Source organism: Dactylosporangium cerinum (assembly GCF_042653625.1).
Classification (GTDB): Bacteria; Actinomycetota; Actinomycetes; order Mycobacteriales; family Micromonosporaceae; genus Dactylosporangium; species Dactylosporangium cerinum.
This window is the reverse complement of record NZ_JBHSIU010000054.1, coordinates 326,286-344,385: the sequence shown is the minus strand read 5'-3', so window position 1 is coordinate 344,385 and position 18,100 is coordinate 326,286. Positions and strand designations below refer to the sequence as shown.

The 18,100-nt window shown below is 73.8% G+C and carries 23 protein-coding genes and 1 pseudogene; 10 read left to right on the top strand and 14 right to left on the bottom strand.

Annotation, left to right across the window (positions count from 1 at the left end; genetic code table 11):
* Nucleotides 1-7 precede the first annotated feature (7 nt).
* Nucleotides 8-868: a hypothetical protein gene (locus ACFPIJ_RS39620; protein WP_380123306.1), complete on the bottom strand. Its 861-nt coding sequence runs from the start codon at nt 866-868 to the stop codon at nt 8-10.
* On the opposite strand from ACFPIJ_RS39620, the gene ACFPIJ_RS39615 reads away from it, so the two are divergent.
* Entirely contained in the window at nt 861-1,190 is a 330-nt protein-coding gene (locus ACFPIJ_RS39615; RefSeq protein WP_380123305.1) for a hypothetical protein, read from the top strand. The two genes, ACFPIJ_RS39620 and ACFPIJ_RS39615, sit on opposite strands and share 8 nt — an antisense overlap.
* A gap of 78 nt (nt 1,191-1,268) precedes the next feature.
* Here ACFPIJ_RS39615 and ACFPIJ_RS39610 read toward each other — a convergent pair whose 3' ends face one another.
* A complete protein-coding gene (locus ACFPIJ_RS39610; protein ID WP_380123303.1) occupies nt 1,269-1,802 on the bottom strand; it encodes a hypothetical protein in 534 nt (177 codons plus the stop codon).
* 180 nt (nt 1,803-1,982) lie between these two features.
* Between ACFPIJ_RS39610 and ACFPIJ_RS39605 the strand changes: the two genes are divergently transcribed.
* Both ACFPIJ_RS39605 and ACFPIJ_RS39600 read left to right on the top strand, forming a co-directional pair.
* The gene (locus ACFPIJ_RS39605; RefSeq protein WP_380123301.1) at nt 1,983-2,474 is read left to right on the top strand and encodes a hypothetical protein; all 492 of its coding nucleotides are present in this window, start codon (nt 1,983-1,985) and stop codon (nt 2,472-2,474) included.
* Between the two features lie 34 nt (nt 2,475-2,508).
* A complete protein-coding gene (locus ACFPIJ_RS39600; RefSeq protein WP_380123299.1) occupies nt 2,509-2,694 on the top strand; it encodes a hypothetical protein in 186 nt (61 codons plus the stop codon).
* Here ACFPIJ_RS39600 and ACFPIJ_RS39595 read toward each other — a convergent pair.
* The 3 genes from ACFPIJ_RS39595 to ACFPIJ_RS39585 are packed head-to-tail and all read right to left on the bottom strand — an operon-like array spanning nt 2,691 to nt 3,612.
* Nucleotides 2,691-2,819 carry a hypothetical protein gene (locus ACFPIJ_RS39595; RefSeq protein ID WP_380123298.1) on the bottom strand — a complete coding sequence of 43 codons (129 nt, stop codon included), beginning with the start codon at nt 2,817-2,819 and terminating at the stop codon, nt 2,691-2,693. The genes ACFPIJ_RS39600 and ACFPIJ_RS39595 overlap by 4 nt on opposite strands.
* Complete coding sequence (locus tag ACFPIJ_RS39590; protein ID WP_380123296.1) at nt 2,816-3,205, bottom strand: hypothetical protein; 390 nt, start codon at nt 3,203-3,205, stop codon at nt 2,816-2,818. Before ACFPIJ_RS39590 ends, ACFPIJ_RS39595 begins: the two co-directional genes overlap by 4 nt.
* The gene (locus ACFPIJ_RS39585) at nt 3,202-3,612 is read right to left on the bottom strand and encodes a S8 family serine peptidase (protein WP_380123294.1); all 411 of its coding nucleotides are present in this window, start codon (nt 3,610-3,612) and stop codon (nt 3,202-3,204) included. Before ACFPIJ_RS39585 ends, ACFPIJ_RS39590 begins: the two co-directional genes overlap by 4 nt.
* A 101-nt stretch (nt 3,613-3,713) precedes the next feature.
* Here ACFPIJ_RS39585 and ACFPIJ_RS39580 point away from each other — a divergent pair, with 101 nt between their 5' ends.
* Nucleotides 3,714-5,030 (top strand): M20/M25/M40 family metallo-hydrolase, encoded by a 1,317-nt coding sequence (locus ACFPIJ_RS39580; RefSeq protein WP_380123292.1) that lies wholly within the window; start codon nt 3,714-3,716, stop codon nt 5,028-5,030.
* A 24-nt stretch (nt 5,031-5,054) separates the two neighbouring features.
* Entirely contained in the window at nt 5,055-5,360 is a 306-nt protein-coding gene (locus ACFPIJ_RS39575) for an MTH1187 family thiamine-binding protein (RefSeq protein WP_380123291.1), read from the top strand.
* 3 nt (nt 5,361-5,363) lie between these two features.
* Here the strand turns inward: ACFPIJ_RS39575 and ACFPIJ_RS39570 are convergent, their stop codons facing one another.
* Complete coding sequence (locus ACFPIJ_RS39570) at nt 5,364-6,023, bottom strand: HAD family hydrolase (protein WP_380123289.1); 660 nt, start codon at nt 6,021-6,023, stop codon at nt 5,364-5,366.
* Between the two features lie 85 nt (nt 6,024-6,108).
* Here ACFPIJ_RS39570 and ACFPIJ_RS39565 point away from each other — a divergent pair, with 85 nt between their 5' ends.
* On the top strand, nt 6,109-6,834 hold the full coding sequence (locus ACFPIJ_RS39565) for a class I SAM-dependent methyltransferase (RefSeq protein WP_380123287.1): 726 nt from the start codon (nt 6,109-6,111) through the stop codon (nt 6,832-6,834).
* A gap of 3 nt (nt 6,835-6,837) precedes the next feature.
* On the opposite strand, the gene ACFPIJ_RS39560 is transcribed toward ACFPIJ_RS39565, so the two are convergent.
* Nucleotides 6,838-7,419 carry a TetR/AcrR family transcriptional regulator gene (locus ACFPIJ_RS39560; RefSeq protein ID WP_380123285.1) on the bottom strand — a complete coding sequence of 194 codons (582 nt, stop codon included), beginning with the start codon at nt 7,417-7,419 and terminating at the stop codon, nt 6,838-6,840.
* Nucleotides 7,420-7,463: 44 nt separating this feature from the next.
* Here ACFPIJ_RS39560 and ACFPIJ_RS39555 point away from each other — a divergent pair, with 44 nt between their 5' ends.
* Nucleotides 7,464-8,063 (top strand): lysophospholipid acyltransferase family protein, encoded by a 600-nt coding sequence (locus ACFPIJ_RS39555; protein ID WP_380123283.1) that lies wholly within the window; start codon nt 7,464-7,466, stop codon nt 8,061-8,063.
* On the opposite strand, the pseudogene ACFPIJ_RS39550 reads toward ACFPIJ_RS39555, so the two are convergent.
* Nucleotides 8,057-8,512, bottom strand: a pseudogene (locus tag ACFPIJ_RS39550) (methyl-accepting chemotaxis protein); the annotation flags it as partial. The gene ACFPIJ_RS39555 and the pseudogene ACFPIJ_RS39550 sit on opposite strands and share 7 nt — an antisense overlap.
* A 12-nt stretch (nt 8,513-8,524) precedes the next feature.
* Complete coding sequence (locus ACFPIJ_RS39545; RefSeq protein ID WP_380123282.1) at nt 8,525-9,493, bottom strand: ArsR/SmtB family transcription factor; 969 nt, start codon at nt 9,491-9,493, stop codon at nt 8,525-8,527.
* Nucleotides 9,494-9,552: 59 nt separating this feature from the next.
* Between ACFPIJ_RS39545 and ACFPIJ_RS39540 the strand changes: the two genes are divergently transcribed.
* Entirely contained in the window at nt 9,553-10,758 is a 1,206-nt protein-coding gene (locus tag ACFPIJ_RS39540) for an MFS transporter (protein WP_380123280.1), read from the top strand.
* Here ACFPIJ_RS39540 and ACFPIJ_RS39535 read toward each other — a convergent pair.
* The 4 genes from ACFPIJ_RS39535 to ACFPIJ_RS39520 all read right to left on the bottom strand — a co-directional run bounded on the left by ACFPIJ_RS39535 (nt 10,755) and on the right by ACFPIJ_RS39520 (nt 15,072).
* Nucleotides 10,755-10,961 carry a S1 RNA-binding domain-containing protein gene (locus tag ACFPIJ_RS39535; protein ID WP_380123278.1) on the bottom strand — a complete coding sequence of 69 codons (207 nt, stop codon included), beginning with the start codon at nt 10,959-10,961 and terminating at the stop codon, nt 10,755-10,757. The two genes, ACFPIJ_RS39540 and ACFPIJ_RS39535, sit on opposite strands and share 4 nt — an antisense overlap.
* A 174-nt stretch (nt 10,962-11,135) precedes the next feature.
* A complete protein-coding gene (locus ACFPIJ_RS39530) occupies nt 11,136-12,353 on the bottom strand; it encodes an alpha/beta fold hydrolase (RefSeq protein WP_380123276.1) in 1,218 nt (405 codons plus the stop codon).
* Nucleotides 12,354-12,430: 77 nt separating this feature from the next.
* Nucleotides 12,431-13,138 (bottom strand): response regulator, encoded by a 708-nt coding sequence (locus ACFPIJ_RS39525; protein WP_465252343.1) that lies wholly within the window; start codon nt 13,136-13,138, stop codon nt 12,431-12,433.
* A complete protein-coding gene (locus ACFPIJ_RS39520) occupies nt 13,114-15,072 on the bottom strand; it encodes an ATP-binding protein (RefSeq protein ID WP_380123274.1) in 1,959 nt (652 codons plus the stop codon). The genes ACFPIJ_RS39525 and ACFPIJ_RS39520 overlap by 25 nt, the downstream gene beginning before the upstream one ends.
* A gap of 128 nt (nt 15,073-15,200) precedes the next feature.
* On the opposite strand from ACFPIJ_RS39520, the gene ACFPIJ_RS39515 reads away from it, so the two are divergent.
* Nucleotides 15,201-15,947: a nucleotidyltransferase domain-containing protein gene (locus ACFPIJ_RS39515; protein ID WP_380123272.1), complete on the top strand. Its 747-nt coding sequence runs from the start codon at nt 15,201-15,203 to the stop codon at nt 15,945-15,947.
* A gap of 54 nt (nt 15,948-16,001) precedes the next feature.
* The gene (locus ACFPIJ_RS39510; RefSeq protein ID WP_380123270.1) at nt 16,002-16,799 is read left to right on the top strand and encodes a TerD family protein; all 798 of its coding nucleotides are present in this window, start codon (nt 16,002-16,004) and stop codon (nt 16,797-16,799) included.
* On the opposite strand, the gene ACFPIJ_RS39505 is transcribed toward ACFPIJ_RS39510, so the two are convergent.
* Nucleotides 16,766-18,088 carry a tetratricopeptide repeat protein gene (locus ACFPIJ_RS39505; RefSeq protein WP_380123268.1) on the bottom strand — a complete coding sequence of 441 codons (1,323 nt, stop codon included), beginning with the start codon at nt 18,086-18,088 and terminating at the stop codon, nt 16,766-16,768. The two genes, ACFPIJ_RS39510 and ACFPIJ_RS39505, sit on opposite strands and share 34 nt — an antisense overlap.
* Nucleotides 18,089-18,100 lie beyond the last annotated feature (12 nt).

Here is an 18,100-nt window from a genome sequence, read left to right as displayed (position 1 = left end):
TGAAATTCTACCGGCGTGGATCGGCTCCCGTGCCACCATGCACCGCATGGACGCGCAGACGCTGACCGGGCAGCTCCGCCGCGGGCGGGGTCTCGGCCTGCGCCGGGCCCTGGCCGATCCCGGCCCTGAGGCCGCCGAGGCGGTGTACGGCTGCCTCATCGACGACCCGCGCGATGATCGTCAGGTCGAGAGCCGCATGGAGTACCTGCTGCGGCTCGTCACCGGGCTGCGCCTGGACTGCGGGCCGATCGTCGCGCACCTGCTCGCCCCGGTCGAGGCGGCCGATGACGACGAGTGGCGGATCAGCCTGGCCGTCGACGTGCTGGCGGCCCTGGCCCGCGACGGGGACACCCGGGCCGCTGAGGGACTCCGCCGATACGTCGCCGAGGGGCGGTACTGGGCGTGGACGCTGAGCGCCATGTGGGCGCACGGCGGTTCCGCGTTGTGTGACGGCCTGGCGCCGGTCGTGCTGGCCCGGGCGGACGACGAGGAACTGGCCCTGAACGCCGACAGCAAATGGGGCGCGTGGGGGGGGTGGGCGGAAACCGAACCACGGATCCAGGCGGTGTTCGAGGCCAGGCGAACAGCCCGGCAACAGCGCCGGAATCCAGGGCAGAAGGCCGTCCGGCTGCGGAGCCTGCCGTCCGAGCAGCTCGTCGCGACCGTCGAGCGGGAGCGTGACGCCGCCCGCATGGAAGCGCTGCGGCAGCTCGGCCGCCGCGGCGACCCTGTCCTGCTCGACCTGGCCGAGAACGTCGCGCAACGCGTCCGGCGCGCTTCCCGGTATCGCACCGGCGCTGCGCGCGCTCGGCGTCGCCGCGCTCGACCGGGCCCGGGACTGGGCCTGCGGCGACGATCCCGTGCTCATCGACCATGCGGTGGACATCCTGGCCGCGCACGGCACCGAACTCGACGTGCCCGTGCTGCTCGCGGCGCTGACCACGGCGGCCGAGGCGGGGGAGTGGTGCGCCGCCGAGACCCCGGCCCGCGGCCTCGGTCGGCTCGGCGTCGCGGAGGCCGTGCCGACGCTGCGGTTCCTGTGGGCCGAGACGACCCACTCCTACGCCCGCGCCGACTACCTCGCCGGGCTCACCGGCGCCGCCGCACCGGCCGTCGCCGCGGAATATCTGGACGAGGCCACCGACGACTGCGAGCCCCACGTCCGCGACCTTGCTACCGGCGTCGAATAGCAGTCCGATCGCTTTTCGAAATCGCCTCGGAATGGGACCGGCCCCGGCGGACGGCATCCGCCGGGGCCGGTTTTGAAATCAGGCTTCCAGCTTCCATTCATCGACACGCGTGGTGCGTGGCGCGTTGGCACTCTGACCGCTGTATGCGACCGTGAAGGTGCACAGACCGGAGCTCCAGTTCTCCTTCTTGACGAGGAAACTGCGGGACTCCTGGAACAGCCGCATCCGGCGACGCTGGCCGTCCGGGACCGGTAGTGCGTAGCTGAACCCCGACGTCCACGACCGCTGTGCGGTGACGCTGACGCCGATCGTTGCGCTCGCCTTGGCGAACACGACGCCGGCCTCGGCGGTTACTGAGGCCGAGGCCGTGAAACCCACCGTTGCGGTGGTGTTCTCCGTGAACGTGATGGTGCCCAGCCCGGTGATGTACGCGCTGTAGAGATCCGTCGGCCGCGAGGACGTCGAGATGTTCGTGAACGTGTACCTGGTGGTGTCGCCCTCCGGTGGGCAGGCCTGCACGCCGGTGTCCGACGCCGCCGCCGGTGCCGCCCCGATCAGGGCGGCGCCGGCCACCGAGATCGGGACCATCGAGACCGCCAGTGAGGCGTTCACGACCCTTCTTGTGAAACTCATCGTTTCCTCCCCAGGAACCGGAGCAAGTTCGCCCCGTGCGAGCCATCAGACTCGATGGCAGGAGGAAGATAACGCACACCATGGCATCGTGCAGGGCCTATGCAATGCATTGCCATCCCCTTAAGATCACGACCTGAAGTAAGGCGAGAAAGGGTACACATGGCGAATTTCCAGCTGTCATATCTGCTGCGTGCGGGGGCGTTCGCGGTGCTGCTTCCGGCGACCCTGACCGGATGCACCGGCGGAGCGGAAACGCCGGTCGCCGCGGCTTCGGAAAGCGCCGTGCCGGTGGTCACCGCAACCAGTGCGGCACCGCAGCCGAGCGCGGACGCGCCGGAGTTCGGGCCGGGGTCCGTGCGGGTGCTCACGGCGTCGGCGTCGGCGCCGGAGACTGCCCTGTTCGAGGTGGTCGGTCCGGCCGGTGCGAAGTACGGCTTCCGCAGCCCGGACGGCAAGGTCGCCGCCTGCAACCAGGTCGACGGTTCGGCCGACGCCCACGCGCTGCCGGGCCTGCCGGCCAACGCCGTGCAGCACGTGAGCGTCACCTGCGTGCAGGTGGGCAGGGGCGCGCCGACCGGCACGCTGCTGGTCAAGGTCGACCTGAAGACGTTCGTCTACGACTTCGAGGTGCCCGCCAAGCCGACCGTGTAGCGGTAAACCTACCAATCCAGTAGGATTGAGGGGGATGACACGGTGGTGGGACGGTGGCGCGGTCCGCGGCTCGAAAGCCGTGGACCGCGCCCTGGCGTTGCTACCCGTTCTGCTATTCGTTGCAGCGATGGTGGCGCTGTTCCAGCAGTGGGAGGTCGCCTTCTGGGTGTGCGGCGGCGGAGCGATGCTCAGCCAGTACGCCACCCTCGGCCGACGTTAGGCCCAGCTGGTGCCGGACCAGTCGTCGCTGGACCAGGCGCGGCCCGACCAGGTCCCCGACGACCAGGTCCGCCCCGACCAGGTGCGGCCGGTCCACGCCGGGTCGGTCCAGGTTGCGCCGTTCACCCACGGCGTCGCGGTCCACGTCGCCGCCGCCCAGGTCTTCGACGCCCACGCGAGGTGCCGGTCCAGTCGTCGCCGGCGATCCTGAAGCCGATCCAGGTGCCACCGGACCACGACGTCTGCGCGGCCGACTTCGGCGCCCACGTCGGCGCCGCCATGGGGCCCCAGACGGTGCGCTCGCCGGACAGCGGCGCGTTGTCGAGCATCACGTGGCTGGTGCCCCGGGCCAGTTCGAACGTGCCGGTGCCCTTCGAGGTGTTCCACGTCGGCTTCGCCACCGCGGTCCCGGTGCGGGCGAGCGCGCCGTTGACGTTGAGCTCGAGCAGGCCCATCGTGCCGGCCTTGCCGCTCGGCAGGAACGTGCCGCCCTTGATCAGCCACTCCTTCACCTGGTCCGGGGTCGCGGCCGGCTCGACTGCAGCACCAGCGCCGCCGCCGCGGACACGACCGCGGTCGCCTGGGAGGTGCCGCTGCCCTTGAACAGGGTCGTGCCGACCCGCGCCGACGCGTACGTGTTGTCGATGTTGGACCCCGGGTCGCGCAGCGACGCGATCGACGTGCCCGGCGCGAGCAGGTCGACCTGGTTGCCGCCGACGGCCAGGTTCGTGAACGTCGCCAGGGTGTCGTCGGTGGTCGCGGCGGTGCCGTTGGTGGCGGTCGCGCCGACGGCGAGGATCCATTCGTCCATCGCCGGGTTGGTGAGCTTCGTGGTGCTGTTGCCGTTGTTGCCGACGGCCGCGACCACGACGATCCCCGCCTGCCACGCCTTCTCCACGGCGGCAATCCACCCGGTCACCCGACACGGTCCACCGGACCCGCGTCCATCGGCCGTACCGACTCCTGGGAAAGTCCTTCAGTGCGCCGGCGCCCTGCCGATGCACCGATACCGTCGCCAGCGTGCGGGAAAGTGTGCAGGACGTGGACGAAGTTGTGGCGCTGGCCAGTGCGCTGATCCGGATCGACACCACCAACACCGGCGAGCCGTCCGGCACCCGGGGCGAGCGGCTCGCCGCCGAGTACGTCGCGGAGCGCCTCGAGGACGCCGGCTACGAGACCACGTACGTCGAGTCCGGCGCCCCCGGCCGCGGCAACGTCATCGCCCGCCTGCCCGGCGCCGACCGGGACCGGGGCGCGCTGCTGGTGCACAGCCACCTCGACGTCGTGCCGGCCGAGCCGTCGGAGTGGTCGGTCCATCCGTTCTCCGGCGAGGTGTCCGGCGGGTACGTGTGGGGCCGCGGCGCCGTCGACATGAAGCACATGGCGGCGATGAGTCTGGCCGTCGCCCGCCGGTTCCGCCGCGACGGTGTCGTCCCGCCGCGGGATCTGGTGTTCGCGTACCTCGCCGACGAGGAGGCCGGCGGGGTTAACGGCGCCGGCTGGCTGGTCCAGCACCGCCCCGAGCTGTTCGACGGGGTCACCGAGGCGATCAGCGAGGTCGGCGGCTTCTCGCTGACGGTCGGCGACGGTGTCCGGGCGTACCTGGTGGAGACCGCCGAGAAGGGCGTCGGCTGGCTCCGGCTGCACACCCGCGGCACCCCCGGGCACGGCTCCCTGCTGCACACCGACAACGCCGTGGCCCGCCTCGCCGCGGCGGTCACCCGGCTCGACGCGCACGAGTTCCCGCTCATGCTGACCCCGCCCGTGCGGGACTTCCTGGCCGGCGTGAGCGACCTCACCGGCGTCCCGTTCGACGAGGGCGACGACCCGGCGAAGATCCTCGGCCGGCTCGGGTCCGTCGCCCGCATGATCGGCGCGACCCTGCGCGACACCGCAAACGTCACCATGTTCTCCGCCGGCTACAAGGACAACGTGGTCCCGTCGACCGCCTCCGCCATCTTCGACTGCCGGCTGCTGCCGGACCGGGAAGAGGCGTTCCTGCGCGAGGTCGACGCCGTCGTCGGACCCGGCGTCGAGCGGGAGTGGAAGAGCATGCCGTCGGTGAGCACCAGCTTCGACGGCACCCTCGTCGACGCGATGACGGCCGCCATCATCGCGGAGGACCCGGACGCGCGGCTGTTGCCGTACATGCTGTCGGCCGGCACCGACGCGAAGGCCTTCCAGCGCCTCGGCATCCGCCACCTCGGCTTCGCCCCGCTGCGCCTGCCACCGGACCTCGACTTCACCGCCCTGTTCCACGGCATCGACGAACGGGTCCCCGTCGACGGCCTGCTGTTCGGCGCCCGTGTCCTGGACCGCTTCCTGCGCATGTGCTGAAGCCCGCTGGGTAGGGTGGCTCGCATGTCGGTTCTGGTCGCGTTCAGTGTCACCCCGCTCGGTGCGGGCCCGGAGGTCGGCGCGCTCGTCGCCGAGGCGGTGCGGGTCGTGCGGGCATCAGGCCTGCCGAACCGGACCGATGCCATGTTCACTACCGTCGAGGGTGAGACCTGGGACGAGGCGATGGCCGTGGTCCGGGCCGCGGTCGAGGCCGTCCACGCCAAGTCCCCGCGCACCTCCACCGTCATCAAGGTCGACTGGCGCGACGGCGTGACCGGCGCCCTCGACGCGAAGGTGGCCTCCGTCGAACGCCACCTCATCAACGACTGACCGTCAGACCGGGCAGTCCTCGAGGTCGCGCAGGGCCTGGATGACGGGGCCGGGCCAGGCGGGGTCGGTGTCCTTGTGCTCGACGGTGCGCACCACCCGCATGCCGACCGCGGCGGCACCGGCCAGTTCGCCGTCGGCGCCGTCGCCGACGAACACGCAGTCGGCCGGGGCGGCGCCGAGCGCGTCGGCGGCGGCCAGGTAGATGCGCGGGTCGGGCTTGCCGAAGCCGAGGACGCAGGAGAAGACCGCGACGTCGAACCGGGACGCGAGCGTGCACGCAGGCCATTCCTCGGCGGCCTCCGCGGTGGCGTTGCTCACCAGGGCGAGCCGGGCGCCGCCGGCCCGCAGCGCGTCGAGGGCGGTCAGCGTCGCGGGGTCCACGGCGTTCAGGACGCGGCGGGCGAGGGCACGCCGGTGCGCGGCGGCGCGGGCCACCGCCTCGTCGGGCGGGTGCACGCCGAGGCGCCCGGCGAGGATCCGGATGGTCTCCTCGACGCTCCAGCGCACGAGCCGCTCGTCCCAGGTCTCGCGGTATGCCTGCAGCAGCGCGTCCGGGTCCACACCCACCATCACGGCCATCTCGCCGACGACCCGGTCGCGTTCGGCGTCGGCGCCGTCGACCAGCGTGTGGAACAGGTCGAACACGATGAAGCTCGGCGGCATGCAGGGCACGCTAACAGGCCGCCGCGACTGTGAGGCGGCGCACTCGACCCTTGTCCAGGTTCCGCACAGCCGGTTGGCTCGGAGGATGGCGCGCATCGCGTACGACGAGGGGGACGCCGCGGCGTTCGAGACGAACCGGCACCTGAGCGACGAGGGGCTGCACGCCTGGCGGGAGGCGATCGGGCGGCACCTCGAGCCACATCCCGGGCAACGGCTGCTGGACCTGGGCTCCGGCACCGGAAGCTGGGCCCGCGCCTTCACGGCCTGGTTCCACGGCGTGGAGGTCCTGGCGGTCGAGCCGTCCGCGGCGATGCGGGCGCGGTCGGTGTACCTGCCGGTCGTGGCCGGGGATGCCGGGCACGTGCCGGTGGGCGACGGGGTCGTGGACGGCGTGTGGATCTCGACGGTGATCCACCACGTGCCGGACCTCGCGGCGGCCGCGCGCGAGCTGCGCCGGGTCGTGCGGCCGGGCGCGCCGGTGCTCATCCGGTCGGTGTTCGCCGGGCGGCACGACGGGCTCGCCCTGGTGCGGTTCTTCCCCGAGGCGGCCGAGGTGCTGGACACCTATCCGAGCGTGGCGGCGGTGGAGGCGGCGTTCGCCGCGGCCGGGTTCAGCACCGTGGCGCTGGAGCGGGTCCCGCAGATCACGGCGGGTTCGGTGGCCGAGGCCGCGGCGATGCTGTGCCGCGACGCGCACACCCCGCTGAAGCTGATCAGCGACGAGGCCTACGACGCGGGCCTGGTCCGGCTGCGGGAAGCCACCGAGCCCGGCCCGGTCGTGGACACCATGGACCTGCTGGTGCTGCAGTAGCGGTCAGGAATCGCCGAGGAGACGGGCGACCGCCCGGGCGGCGCGGGTCGCGGCGGCCGGGTCGCGCCGCAGGCGGTGTGTGGTGTGCAGGGCCAGCATCACCCCGGCGAGCTCGAACACGACCTGGTCCGGATCGTCGACGGCGGCGAGCCGGGCCTGGTGCAGCAGCTCGCGGTGCCAGCGGTCGGCGGTGCCGGCGACGGCGTCGCGGACCGGGCCCGGCCGGTCGTCGAACTCCGGGCCGGCGGCCATGAAGAAGCAGCCGCCGGGCAGCCGGTCCGAGGTGAGATACCGCAGCCACGACCCGGCGACGGCCCGCAGCCGGGGCAGCCCGGCCGGGGTGGCCGCGACCGGCTCCCAGACGTCGCGCCAGAACTCGTCGCCGGCCCGCTCCACGACGGCGAGCTGGAGGGTCTCCTTGTCGCCGAAGTGGCCCAGGACACCGGACTTGCTCATCCCGAGGTCCGTGGCGAGCCGGCCGATGGTGAGCCCGTCGAGGCCCTCGACGGAGGCGACGTCGACGCCGTGCCTGATGATGCCGGCCCGGGTCTGGCGGGCCTCCGCGACGGTGCGACGGGGACTCATCACGCCACTATAGCGTCCGACCGTTCGGACGCTATATTCGCGACATGCCTCTCCTGCGTCTGCTCTTCTCCCTCTGGTACCGCCCACGCGTCGAGGGCCTGCACCACGTGCCGCGCGGCGGGGCGGTCATCATCGCCGGCAACCACCTGTCGTTCTATGACAGCGTGGTCCTCCCGCTCGTCGTCCCGCGCCGGGTGGTGTTCCTGGCCAAGGCGGAGTACTTCGAGCGTGGCCGGCTGCGCCGCTGGTGGTTCCGCGCGACCGGCGCCGTGCCGGTCCGCCGCGGCGACGGCCCGGCCGCGAGGAGCGCCCTGGACACCGCCCTCGACGTGCTCGCCGGCGGTCGCGCGTTCGGCATCTACCCGGAGGGCACCAGGTCGCGCGACGGCCGCCTGTACCGCGGCCGCACCGGCGTCGCCTGGCTGGCGCTCACCGCGGGTGTGCCGGTGGTCCCGGTCGCGCTCACGGGCACCGGCGCGCTGCCCGGGCGGGCGAGGATCACCGTGCGGTTCGGCGCGCCGCTGCACTGCACCGGGCTGGCCGGCGACGCCCGCGACCGGCGCGCCGCCACCGACGAGATCATGGACGCCATCGCCACGCTGTCCGGCCAGGAGCGGGTCGCCCACTACAACGCAGTTCAATAGCGGAACGTGCCGACGAGGTCGGTCAGCTCGCCGGACATGCGGGCGAGCTCGCTGGTGGCCTGCTCGGACTCGGTGACGCCGGCGCTGGTGAGGCGGGCCGCCTCGGCGACGCCGGTGATGTTCTGCGCGATCTCGCCGGTGCCGGCGGCCGCCTCGATGACGCTGCGGCTCATCTCCGACGTGGTCGCGGTCTGCTCCTCCACGGCAGAGGCGATGGTGGTCTGGAAGTCGCTGATGCGGGCGATGACCGCCGACACCTGCTCGATCGCGGCGACCGCGCCGGTGGTGTCGTCCTGGATCGCCTGGACCCGGCGGGAGATGTCCTCGGTGGCCCGGGCCGTCTCCTGGGCCAGGTCCTTCACCTCGGACGCGACGACGGCGAAGCCCTTGCCGGCCTCGCCCGCCCGCGCCGCCTCGATCGTCGCGTTGAGCGCCAGGAGGTTCGTCTGCTGCGTCCACCCCTATGCGTTGCCGGCGTCGGTGGCCGCCACCGCCGCACCGGTCGGGGTCTGGTAGTAGAGGACCGAGCGGCCGGAGCGGCGCCTGGCGACGAGACCGGCGTCGAGCAGGACCCGCAGGTGGCCGCCGACCGAGCCGAGGCCGGCGCCGGTCACCGCGACCAGCTGCGTGGTGCTCAGCGGCGTCGCGAGCAGGGCCAGGACGGTGGCGCGCAGTGGCCCGAGCAGGCGGGCCAGGGCGTCGGGGGGAGCGGCGCCGATGGGCGTGGCGAGCCAGCCCGTGCACGGATAGATGATCGAGTAGGACCTGGGCGGCTCCTCCCAGCCGACCCAACCCCGGGCCGCGGTCGTCGGGATGAACAGCAACGACGCGTCGCTGATGTCCATCGGCGCGTAGTCGTACGTGTTGATCTGCAGCCGCCCGTCGCCGAGCCAGCGCATGCCGGGCCGCATGCCGTCCAGGACCGCGGCCCAGCCGCCGGTGCTGAGCCGGGCGTTGCGGGACACGATGTCGGCCTCGAAGACGCGGCGCAGGCGCGGCCAGCCCGGGCGCACGAGCTGGGACCAGACCCACTCGACCAGGTCGGCGGCCCGCTCGGCGAGGCCGTCAGCGCGCAGCACGTCCGGCACGGCACCGTCGAGGCCCAGGTGCGCGCGGGCGGTGGCGTCCGGGGTGCGGCGCAGCCGGGCCAGCTCGGTGGAGAACGTCTCGCCGGGCGTATGCGGCGGGGTGACCAGGAAATCGGCGATCCAGCCGGGCCGGATCGCGTTGCGCAGGAACGGCCGCACGAACGGGTCGCCGGCGTACCGCGCGTCGAACGTGGCACGGTGCGCGGCGAGCCACTCCCGTTGCGGCGGGCTCGTCGCGTGCTGCCCGCCGAGCGCCGACAGGCAGGCAACCGTCTCGGCGAGCGGCGACACGACGAACCGGCTGCGGGCCAGGACGTCGGTGCCGATCTGCCAGAACCCCACGTTTCGCCTCCAGACGAAACTGTACCGGGTGCCCGTACCGCCGCCGCAGCATGACGATCATGCGAACCTATCGGCAACTGTTCGGCACGCCGGAGTTCACCGCGTTGTTCGGGACCCTGTCGGGGCAGGTCGCGGCGGGGACGGTGGCCGGGATCGGGCTGGGCACCCTCGTCTACGCAGCCACCGACTCGCCGCTGCTGTCGGCGCTGAGCATGTTCGGCGCGTCGTTCGCCCAACTCGTCGGCGCGGCGACGGTGCTGTCGTGGGCGGACCGGGTGCCGCCGCGGGCCGCGCTGACCGGGCTCGCCGTGTTCGCGGCGGTGACGACCGCCGTCCTCGCCGTGCCGGGGCTGCCTATCGTGGCCCTGTTCGCCGTCATCTTCGCGCAGGGACTCGCCAATTCGGTCGGCGGCGGCGTCCGGTACGGGCTGCTCGCCGAGATCCTCCCGCCCGAGGGGTACATCCTGGGCCGTTCGCTGCTGAACATGTCGGTCGGTGCGATGCAGATCGGCGGATTCGCGGTCGGCGGTGCGCTCGTCGCCGCCGTGTCGCCACGGGGCGCGCTCCTGGTCGGGGCGGGCCTGCAGGTGGTGTCGGCGCTGGTGGCCCGGTTCGGCCTGACCCGGCGGCCGCCGCGCGCCACCGACCGGCCGTCGGTGCGGGCGACGTGGCGCGGCAACCGGCAGGTGTGGCAGCCGGGCGTCTACATCGCGATGTGGGTGCCGAACGGGCTCGTCGTCGGCTGCGAGGCGCTGTTCGTGCCGTACTCGCCCGGGGCGGCCAGCGTCCTGTTCGTCACCTCCGCCATCGGGATGCTGCTCGGTGATGCGATCGCCGGCCGGTTCGTGCCGCCGCGGCTGCGGTTCCGGCTCAGCGGACCGTTGCGGTGGCTGCTCGCCGCGCCGTACCTGCTGTTCTTCCTCGAACCATCGCTGCCGGTCGCGGCGGCGCTGGCCGGGGTCGCCTCCATCGGCTACGGCGCGACCCTGCTGCTGCAGGACCGGCTCCTGGCCACGACGCCGGAACCGTTGCACGGCCAGGCGCTCGGGCTGTTCGGCTCGGGACTGCTCGCGATGCAGGCGGTCGGCGCCACCCTCGGCGGGCTCATCGCCCAGTACGTGCCGCCGGGCACCGCGATGGGCATCCTCGCGATCGGCTCGCTGCTGGTGTCCGCCGGACTGTTCGTGGCCCGCGTGGCGCCCCGTCGCGCCCTGATCCCACGGGCGGACACCCGGGAGGTCCCCCGGGTGTCCGCTGTGGGTTAGGCCAGTGCCAGGCTGGCGCGCCGGCGCTCGGCGTCCTTGTCCAGGACGCGGACCGTGACGGCGGCGCCGACCTCCAGGCCGGTCACGCCGTGCAACAGGCCGTCGACACCGTCGGCGAACCGAACGAACGTGCCGAACGGCACCACGCCGGACACCTCACCGTCGACGACGTCGCCGATGCTCAGATTTTCGAAGCGGGACATGCGATCACCTCCTTCCTCGGCAGGCTCCGCTCGATGCGGGCGGTGCGGAAGGAGGGGCGGGCCACGGGCCCGCCGGCAGCTCAACGAACTGCCGGACGCCTTATCTGTGCACGGCGCATGGCCGACCCGGCAGTCACCCCGGAACCGTAACCGTCACACGGGCCGCCCGGCAACTTATGGCGTCTCCTCGAGAAAACCGGTGACGAGGTCGCGGTAGCGGTCCGGCTGGTTGCGGGCGACCGCGTGGCCGGCGCCGGGCACGTTCACCAGGATGGCGCCGGGCAGCGTGCGCCGGTACTCCTCGGCCGTCGCCGCCGGCACGAAGTCGCAGTCACCGCGGACGATGAGCGCCGGCACCCGCACGTCCCGCAGCGCCGGTCGCGGGTCGGCGACGCGGGCGAAGTCGTCCACCGTCAGCTGGTTGACGTAGAAGCCCTGATGGTTGCCGTGGACCGCCGCCGGTGGACTGTCCGGGCAGCCGGTGCCGTCCTTGCCCAGCGCGGCGATGCGGTGCATCAGCTCGTCGGCCTCGTCGTCGCCGACGAACGCGTGCGCGGCGTCCGGGTTGACCTGCTGCAGCAGCGCCTGCGCCAGGACCCGCGGGCGGGCGACGAGGGCGTCGCGGGCGGCGCGCTGCGCCGGGGTCATCCGCTGCCACGGGTCGCCGATGCCGCCGTCCGGGTGGGCACCGGGCCAGATCGGACCCGGCGACGTGAACACGACCGCGGCGACCCGCTGCGGATGCGCGGCGAGGTACTGCGCCGCAAGGGAAGCGCCCCACGACTGTCCGATGAGGACGATGCGGTCGGCGCCGAGCACGACCCGGATCGCCTCCAGGTCAGCGACGTGCCGGGCCACCGTGTATCCGGTGACGTCGGCGAGACGGGCGGAGCGGCCGGCGCCGAGCTGGTCGTAGGCATACACCGGATGCCCGGCGGCGGACAACGACGCGGCGGCCTCGGGCAGCCCCTCACCGGGGGTGCCGGGACCACCGTGCAGGAAGAGCACCGGCGTGCGGGATCCGCCGGGCGAGTGGACGTACGCGATGCGGGAACCGGTCGGCAACTGCCAGAATTGGACGCCGTCCGGCGTGGGACCGGCGCCGGGATGCGGGCCCGGCTGGAACACCGTGAACGCGGCGAGGACCGTCCACGCGATGGCGACGGCGGCCCCGGACCTCGCGCCCCACCGCACTCCGAGCAGCCGCCCGCAGCACCGGCCGAGGCCCACGCAGCCCGCCAGCAGCACGACGGCGCCGGCGGCCACGAAGACGGCGACGGCCGCGGTCACCGAGGCGACCAGCAGTGCGGCCGCGACGGCGGCGGCGGGCGCGACGAGCACCGAGACAGGGATGAGGATGGCGCCGAGGGTGCGCCGCAACCAGATGGGCATGCGGTCCACGATCGTCGCGCGGTTGCCGCGGTACGTCGTGCGCAGGTCCCGTCTTGCCGGCGGCCGAACCCGTCCGGCTACGGACGTCCGACCCCGCCGTGCGGCGGGGGTGCCACGGATCCGGGGCGGATGAGCCCGGTCTCGTATGCGGCGATCGTCGCCTGCACCCGGTCCCGCACCCCGAGCTTGGCGAGCAGGACCGCGACGTGGTCCTTGACGGTCGCGGGGGAGATGGCGAGCACTGCGGCGATCTCCGCGTTGGACAGCCCCCTGGCGACCTGCCCGAGCACCTCGGTCTCCCGCGGGGTCAGCCGCGCCAGCCGACCGGCGTCGAGGGGTCCCGGGCCGGCGGCGAACCGGTCGATGAGCCGGCCGGTCACGCCCGGGTCGAGCAGCGCCTCGCCGGCGGCCACGACCCGCACCGCGTCGACGACCCGGTCCGCGTCGCTGTCCTTCAGCAGGAACCCGGCGGCCCCGGCTCGCAACGCCCCGTACACGTATTCGTCCAGCCCGAACGTGGTCAGGATGACGACCCGGGTTGCCGGGAACCGGGCCGCGACCTGCGCGGTGACGGCGAGCCCGTCGGCGCCCGGCATCCGGATGTCCAGCACCGCCACGTCCGGCGCCTCGGCCGCGATCAGCGTGAGCGCGGCGGGCCCGTCGGCGGCCTGCCCGACGACCGTCAGGTCCGGCTCGGCGTCGAGGATCGCCGCGATCCCGGCCCGGACCACGGCCTGGTCGTCGGCGACGACCACGCGGGTCATCGCAGGTGTTCCGGCAGCCACAGCCGGACGGTACCGCTCCCGCCGCCGGTGTCGACGGCACCCCCGGCCGCGTCGACGGCGTGCCTGGCCCGCCGCACCGCACCGGCCGGCGGCGGGACGGACCGGATCGTCACGCTCAGCCCCTCGGCCAGGTACACGATGGTGACCTCCGCCCGGTCGCACAGCAGTGCCTCCACGGCCCGCTGCGCGGCGACCTCGAGCGGCGCCGGCAGGTCCCGCGCGGCGCCGGCGACCCGGACCGTGGAGTGCCACCGCGCGGCGGCGGCCCGGATCCCGGCGACGCCCGGCGGGGCAACGGGTTCGTCGCCGTGGTTCGTGGTCTGCAGCAGGTCGCGGAGCGCGCCGAGGCCGGCGCGGGCCTGTGCGTGCACGATGTCGAGGTCGCCGGCGCGGGCGGCGTCGAGCATCGCGGTCGTGTGCGCGCGGGCGTTGTCGCGGAGTCCTTCGGCGAGCCTCGTGCGTTCCGCCTCGGCCGCGGCGCCGGCCTCGGCGAGCCGGGCGTCGTGCCGCGCGGTCTCGGCCGCACGTCGGCGCCGCCGGGCACGGGCCGCCAGCCGCCCGGCCAGCCAGCACCCACCGAACGGCACCGCCATGAACCCGGCCAGGACGAGCGCGGCGCCGGCCCGGGAGCCGGCGATGCCGGCACCGGCCGCGAGCGAGGCCCCACCGGCCGCGGCGAGTGCCGCCGGCACCGCGATCGTGGCGGCACGGTGGGCGGCGAGCGCGTACACCAGGGCCAGCTCCACCCACCACGTCCACAGGTAGCCCTCGGCCGGGTCGAGCCGGATCCAGCCGGCGGCGGCGCAGCTCACGAGCGCCGCCTGGACCACGGCGGCGGCCGCGAGCGCCGCCCCGGGCGCCACCCGCCGCCAGGCAAGGGGGAGTGCGTGCGCGGCGAGGAGCGCCAGCAGGAGCGCCGCCGGCCCGGGCGCCGCGAGGAGGTCCGGATCGTCCGCGCCGGGCAGCAGCACGGTCCCAGCCGACAGCCCCAGCGCCACCACGGCGAGGGCACGGTCCCGTGCGGCCGCCCCGGTCCGGTGCCGCGACCACCGCGGCGGCGGGTCGTGGTGCGGGACGGGCAGCTCGGCCCGGACGCGCCACCCGCCCGCGCCGCCGGGCCCGGCGTGGAACCGCCCACCGGCCTCCTCGACGAGCGCCCGCAAGCCCGCCAATCCGTGCCCGGCGCCGAGCGCCGCCCCGCTGCCGCCACCGCCGTCCTCCACCAGGACCACGAGGTGTCCACCGTGGATGGTCAAGCGGACGGTGACGGCGGCGCCGGCGGCGTGCCGGACGGCGTTGGTCAACGCTTCACGCACCACCCGGTGCGCGACGGCGAGGACCGCGTCGGGCACGTCGGTCGTCGCCCGGTGGTACCGCACGGGTCCGTACGTGCGGGCATGCTCCGCGACGAGCCGGTCGACGTCGACGGGTCCGGCCACCGCCGGTTGCAGGGCCGCGTCGAGTTCCGCCACGGCGCGTTCGCCGGCGTCGACGGCGTGCCGGAGCGCCTCCGCCCACCGCTGCGGGTCGGGCAGTCGCCTGGCCGCGGCGCACGCCACGGCGACCCCGGTCAGCCGGTGCGCGACGACGTCATGCAGATGCGCCGCGAGCCGCCGCCGCTCGCCTCCCGCCGCGAACGCCGCCAGGGCCACGCCCGCGTCGACGGCCGCGACCCGGGCGCTGCGGTCGGCGCGCACCCGCCGCCGGCGCCGCCCGAGCGCCCATACGAACGCCGCGAGCGCCCCGGCGACGAACGCCACCCCGACCCTGTCCCGGGCCGTCCCGCCGCTCACGACCACGACGCCGGCCGTCACGGCCGCGGCGCCCACCGCCGACACGGCCAGGGTCCGGTAGGTGGCCAGGGCGTGCAGCGCCACCGCCACCGCGATGGAACCGGCGGCGCCGGCCAAGAACCAGCCCAGCAGGCTCCCCATGCCCGACACGGTACGCAACCCGGCCTGTGTCGCAATGGAGTGCAGGTGGGCGGGAGCTCGCGCCGTGCTGGCATGATCGTTGTCGTGGTGCTGCTCGGGGCAAACGTCCGGCTCGGCCGGGGACCGTCGTGACGATCGAGGTGCCTGCATGGGCGGCTGAGGTCGCCGGCGCGTTGCCCCGCCCGCTGCTGTTCGCCACCGTCAGCGGCGCGCACCTGTACGGGTTCGCCTCCGTCGACTCCGACCTCGATCTGCGGGCCGTGCATCTGCTACCGGCGACGGAGGTCGTCGGGTTGCGCCTCGGGCCGCAGACGTTGCAGCACAGCGGGGTGCGCGACGGCGTGGAGCTGGACGTCGTCAGCCACGATCTGCTGGCGTTCGCCAGGATGCTGGTCCTTCGCAACGGCAACGTTCTGGAGCAGCTGCTGTCGCCGCTGGTGGTGGTGACGACGCCGGTGCACGCCGAGCTGGCGGCGATCGCTCCCGGGCTGATCACCCGGAACCATGCGCACCACTACCTCGGGTTCGCGGCCACGCAGGAACGGCTGCACGCCAGGACCGGCGAGCTGAAGCCTGCGCTGTACACGCTGCGGGTGCTGCTGACCGGCATCCACCTGATGCGCACCGGCACGATGGTGGCCGACCTCGGCGTGCTCGGCGCGCGGCTGCCGTACGTGCCGGACCTCATCGCCGCCAAGCGCGACGCCGAACACGGGCCGCTGCCGGCCGGCGCCGCCGAACGGCTCGCTGCCGACGTGCCGCTGCTGCGCGCGGAGTTGGAGGCGGCCCGGAGCGCGTCGCACCTGCCCGACCATCCGGACCCGGCGGCGGTCGACGCCCTGCACGACCTGGTGGTGCGCACCCGCCTCGGCTGAGCCATGCAGCAGCTGCTCATCGTATGGTGGTCCCCTGACGGGGAGGGTGAACACATGTCGATGCAAAAGGGTGCGAACCTGCCGGTGCTGGCGACCTCGGTCCGGGCGGTGCTGGGCTGGCGCGGTGGCGCCGGGGTGCCGGACGCGGACGGGTCGGCGTTGTTGCTGGTGAACAACAAGGTCCGCAATGACGACGACTTCGTGTTCTACAACCAGCCGCAGCATCCTGGTGGTGCGGTCCGGCACGAGGGCAAGACCGGCGGTTCCGGCGGGCCGGTGACCGACACCCTGTTGGTGGATCTCGCCCGGGTCGAGCCGGCGGTGGAGCGGATCGTCCTGGCCGCGTCGGCGGACGGTGGGACGTTCGGGGCGGTGCCGGAGCTGCACATCCGCCTCCTCGACGCGGTGTCGGGCGCGGAGGTGGCGAGGTTCGACAGCCCCGGCGCGACAACGGAGACGGCGTTCATCTTCGGTGAGTTGTACCGGCGGGCCGGGGTGTGGAAGTTCCGGGCTGTCGGGCAGGGGTACGACTCGGGGCTGGCCGGGCTGGCCCGCGACTTCGGCATCTCCGTCGACGACGATGTTCCCGCAGCACGGCGCCCCGATCGAGATGCGCCTCGACGAGTGCACGGTGAAGTCGGTGACGGTGGCGCTGTTCCTCATCGAGAACGTCGACGGCGAGCTGGTGGTCCGGCGCGAGTCGAACTACATCATCTCGAACGAGAGCGGCTCGTGGGGCCCGCCACTGGACGCCGCGTACAACTGGGGCATGAAGTGGAGCGCGGCGAAGCCGAAGTCATGACCGGCCGCAGGTCCGGTCATTCCGTCGGCGCCCCCGGACGTAACCGGTAGCTCGGCGGGTCCAGCGCGTGGACCACGGCCATGGCCTCGTCGACCGCACCCCGCCGGAGCAGGATCTCGGCCAGGAAGCCCCCGGCGATGTTCGACCTGGCATGAGGCTTGAGCACCGCGACCGCCTCGTCGCCCCGGCCCAGGCCCGCCAGGATCTCGGCCTGGGCCCGCAACCAGTGCTCGTCGCCGGCGTCCGCCTGCACCCGCGCCAGCGCGAGGGCCTCCTCCGCCCGCCCGCACGCCTCGAGCAGCATGACCCTTTCCATGAGGGTCTCCTCGGGGTCCAGCCGGTGATCCAGCCGCTCGAGATACCGCAGCGCGTCCTCGGGCCGTCCCTTCGCGATCATGCCTGCCCAGAGCCAGAGCCTCGAGTGTTGTGCTGATTCCCATTCCTGCAGCACCCACGCGGGGACGACGGCGAAGGCCTCGTCGGTGCGGCCGTGCCGGTAGAGCAGGTTTGCCAGGCCGGGCGACATGTCGATGCCGGTCGCGTCCGCGAAGGCGCGCACGACATCCACCGCTTCGGTCAACCGGCCCTGTGTCTCCAGCCGGCTGCTCAACCGGTACACGGCCCATATGTTGTCCTGGTCCTGGTCCTGGTCCTGTGCCGCGCCCGCCAGCAGCTCCATCAGCTCGGACTCCCGCCCGGCATTTTCCAGCAGGTCGGCCACGTGCTGCAGGGAGGAGTTCGACGTGCGCCGGGCCGTGCGCAGCAGGGCGATCGCGTCCTCCAGCCGGCCGTGCCGCTCCAGCACCGTCGCCAGCAGCTGCTCCGCGTTGTGCGGCACTGCCTCCCACACCACGGGCTGCCGCTCCACGTCGGCCACCAGCGTCTCCAGCTCGGCGATGACGTCCGCGTCGCGGCCCTGACCGGCGGTCGCCTCGACCAGCGTCCGCGCGGCGAGGAAGTCGGTGAGGTGCGGACGAAGCAGCGCGAGCAGCTCGTCCACCCGGCCGTGCCGCCCGAGCAGGGAACCCAGGCAGCGCACCGCGAACCGCCGCCCGGCATCGGCGTGGGGCCGCGCGAACGCGATCGCCGCTTCCACCCCGCGGGCGGTCTCGAGGACGGCGGCCATCCTTCCGGCCGCGTCGTTCCACTCGTCCGGCCGGACGAATGCGCCATACAGCTCCAGCGCGGCGTCGACCTCACCGCGGCGGAGCAGCTCCGCGCCCAGCGCCGAGCCGCAGGTCCAGTCACCCCGGTCGGCCTCGGCGCGCAGCAGGTCGAACCGGCCGAGCTCCACCAGCACCGACACGACACCCTGCGGGATGTCCGGCTCTGCGATCACGAGCCGGACCCT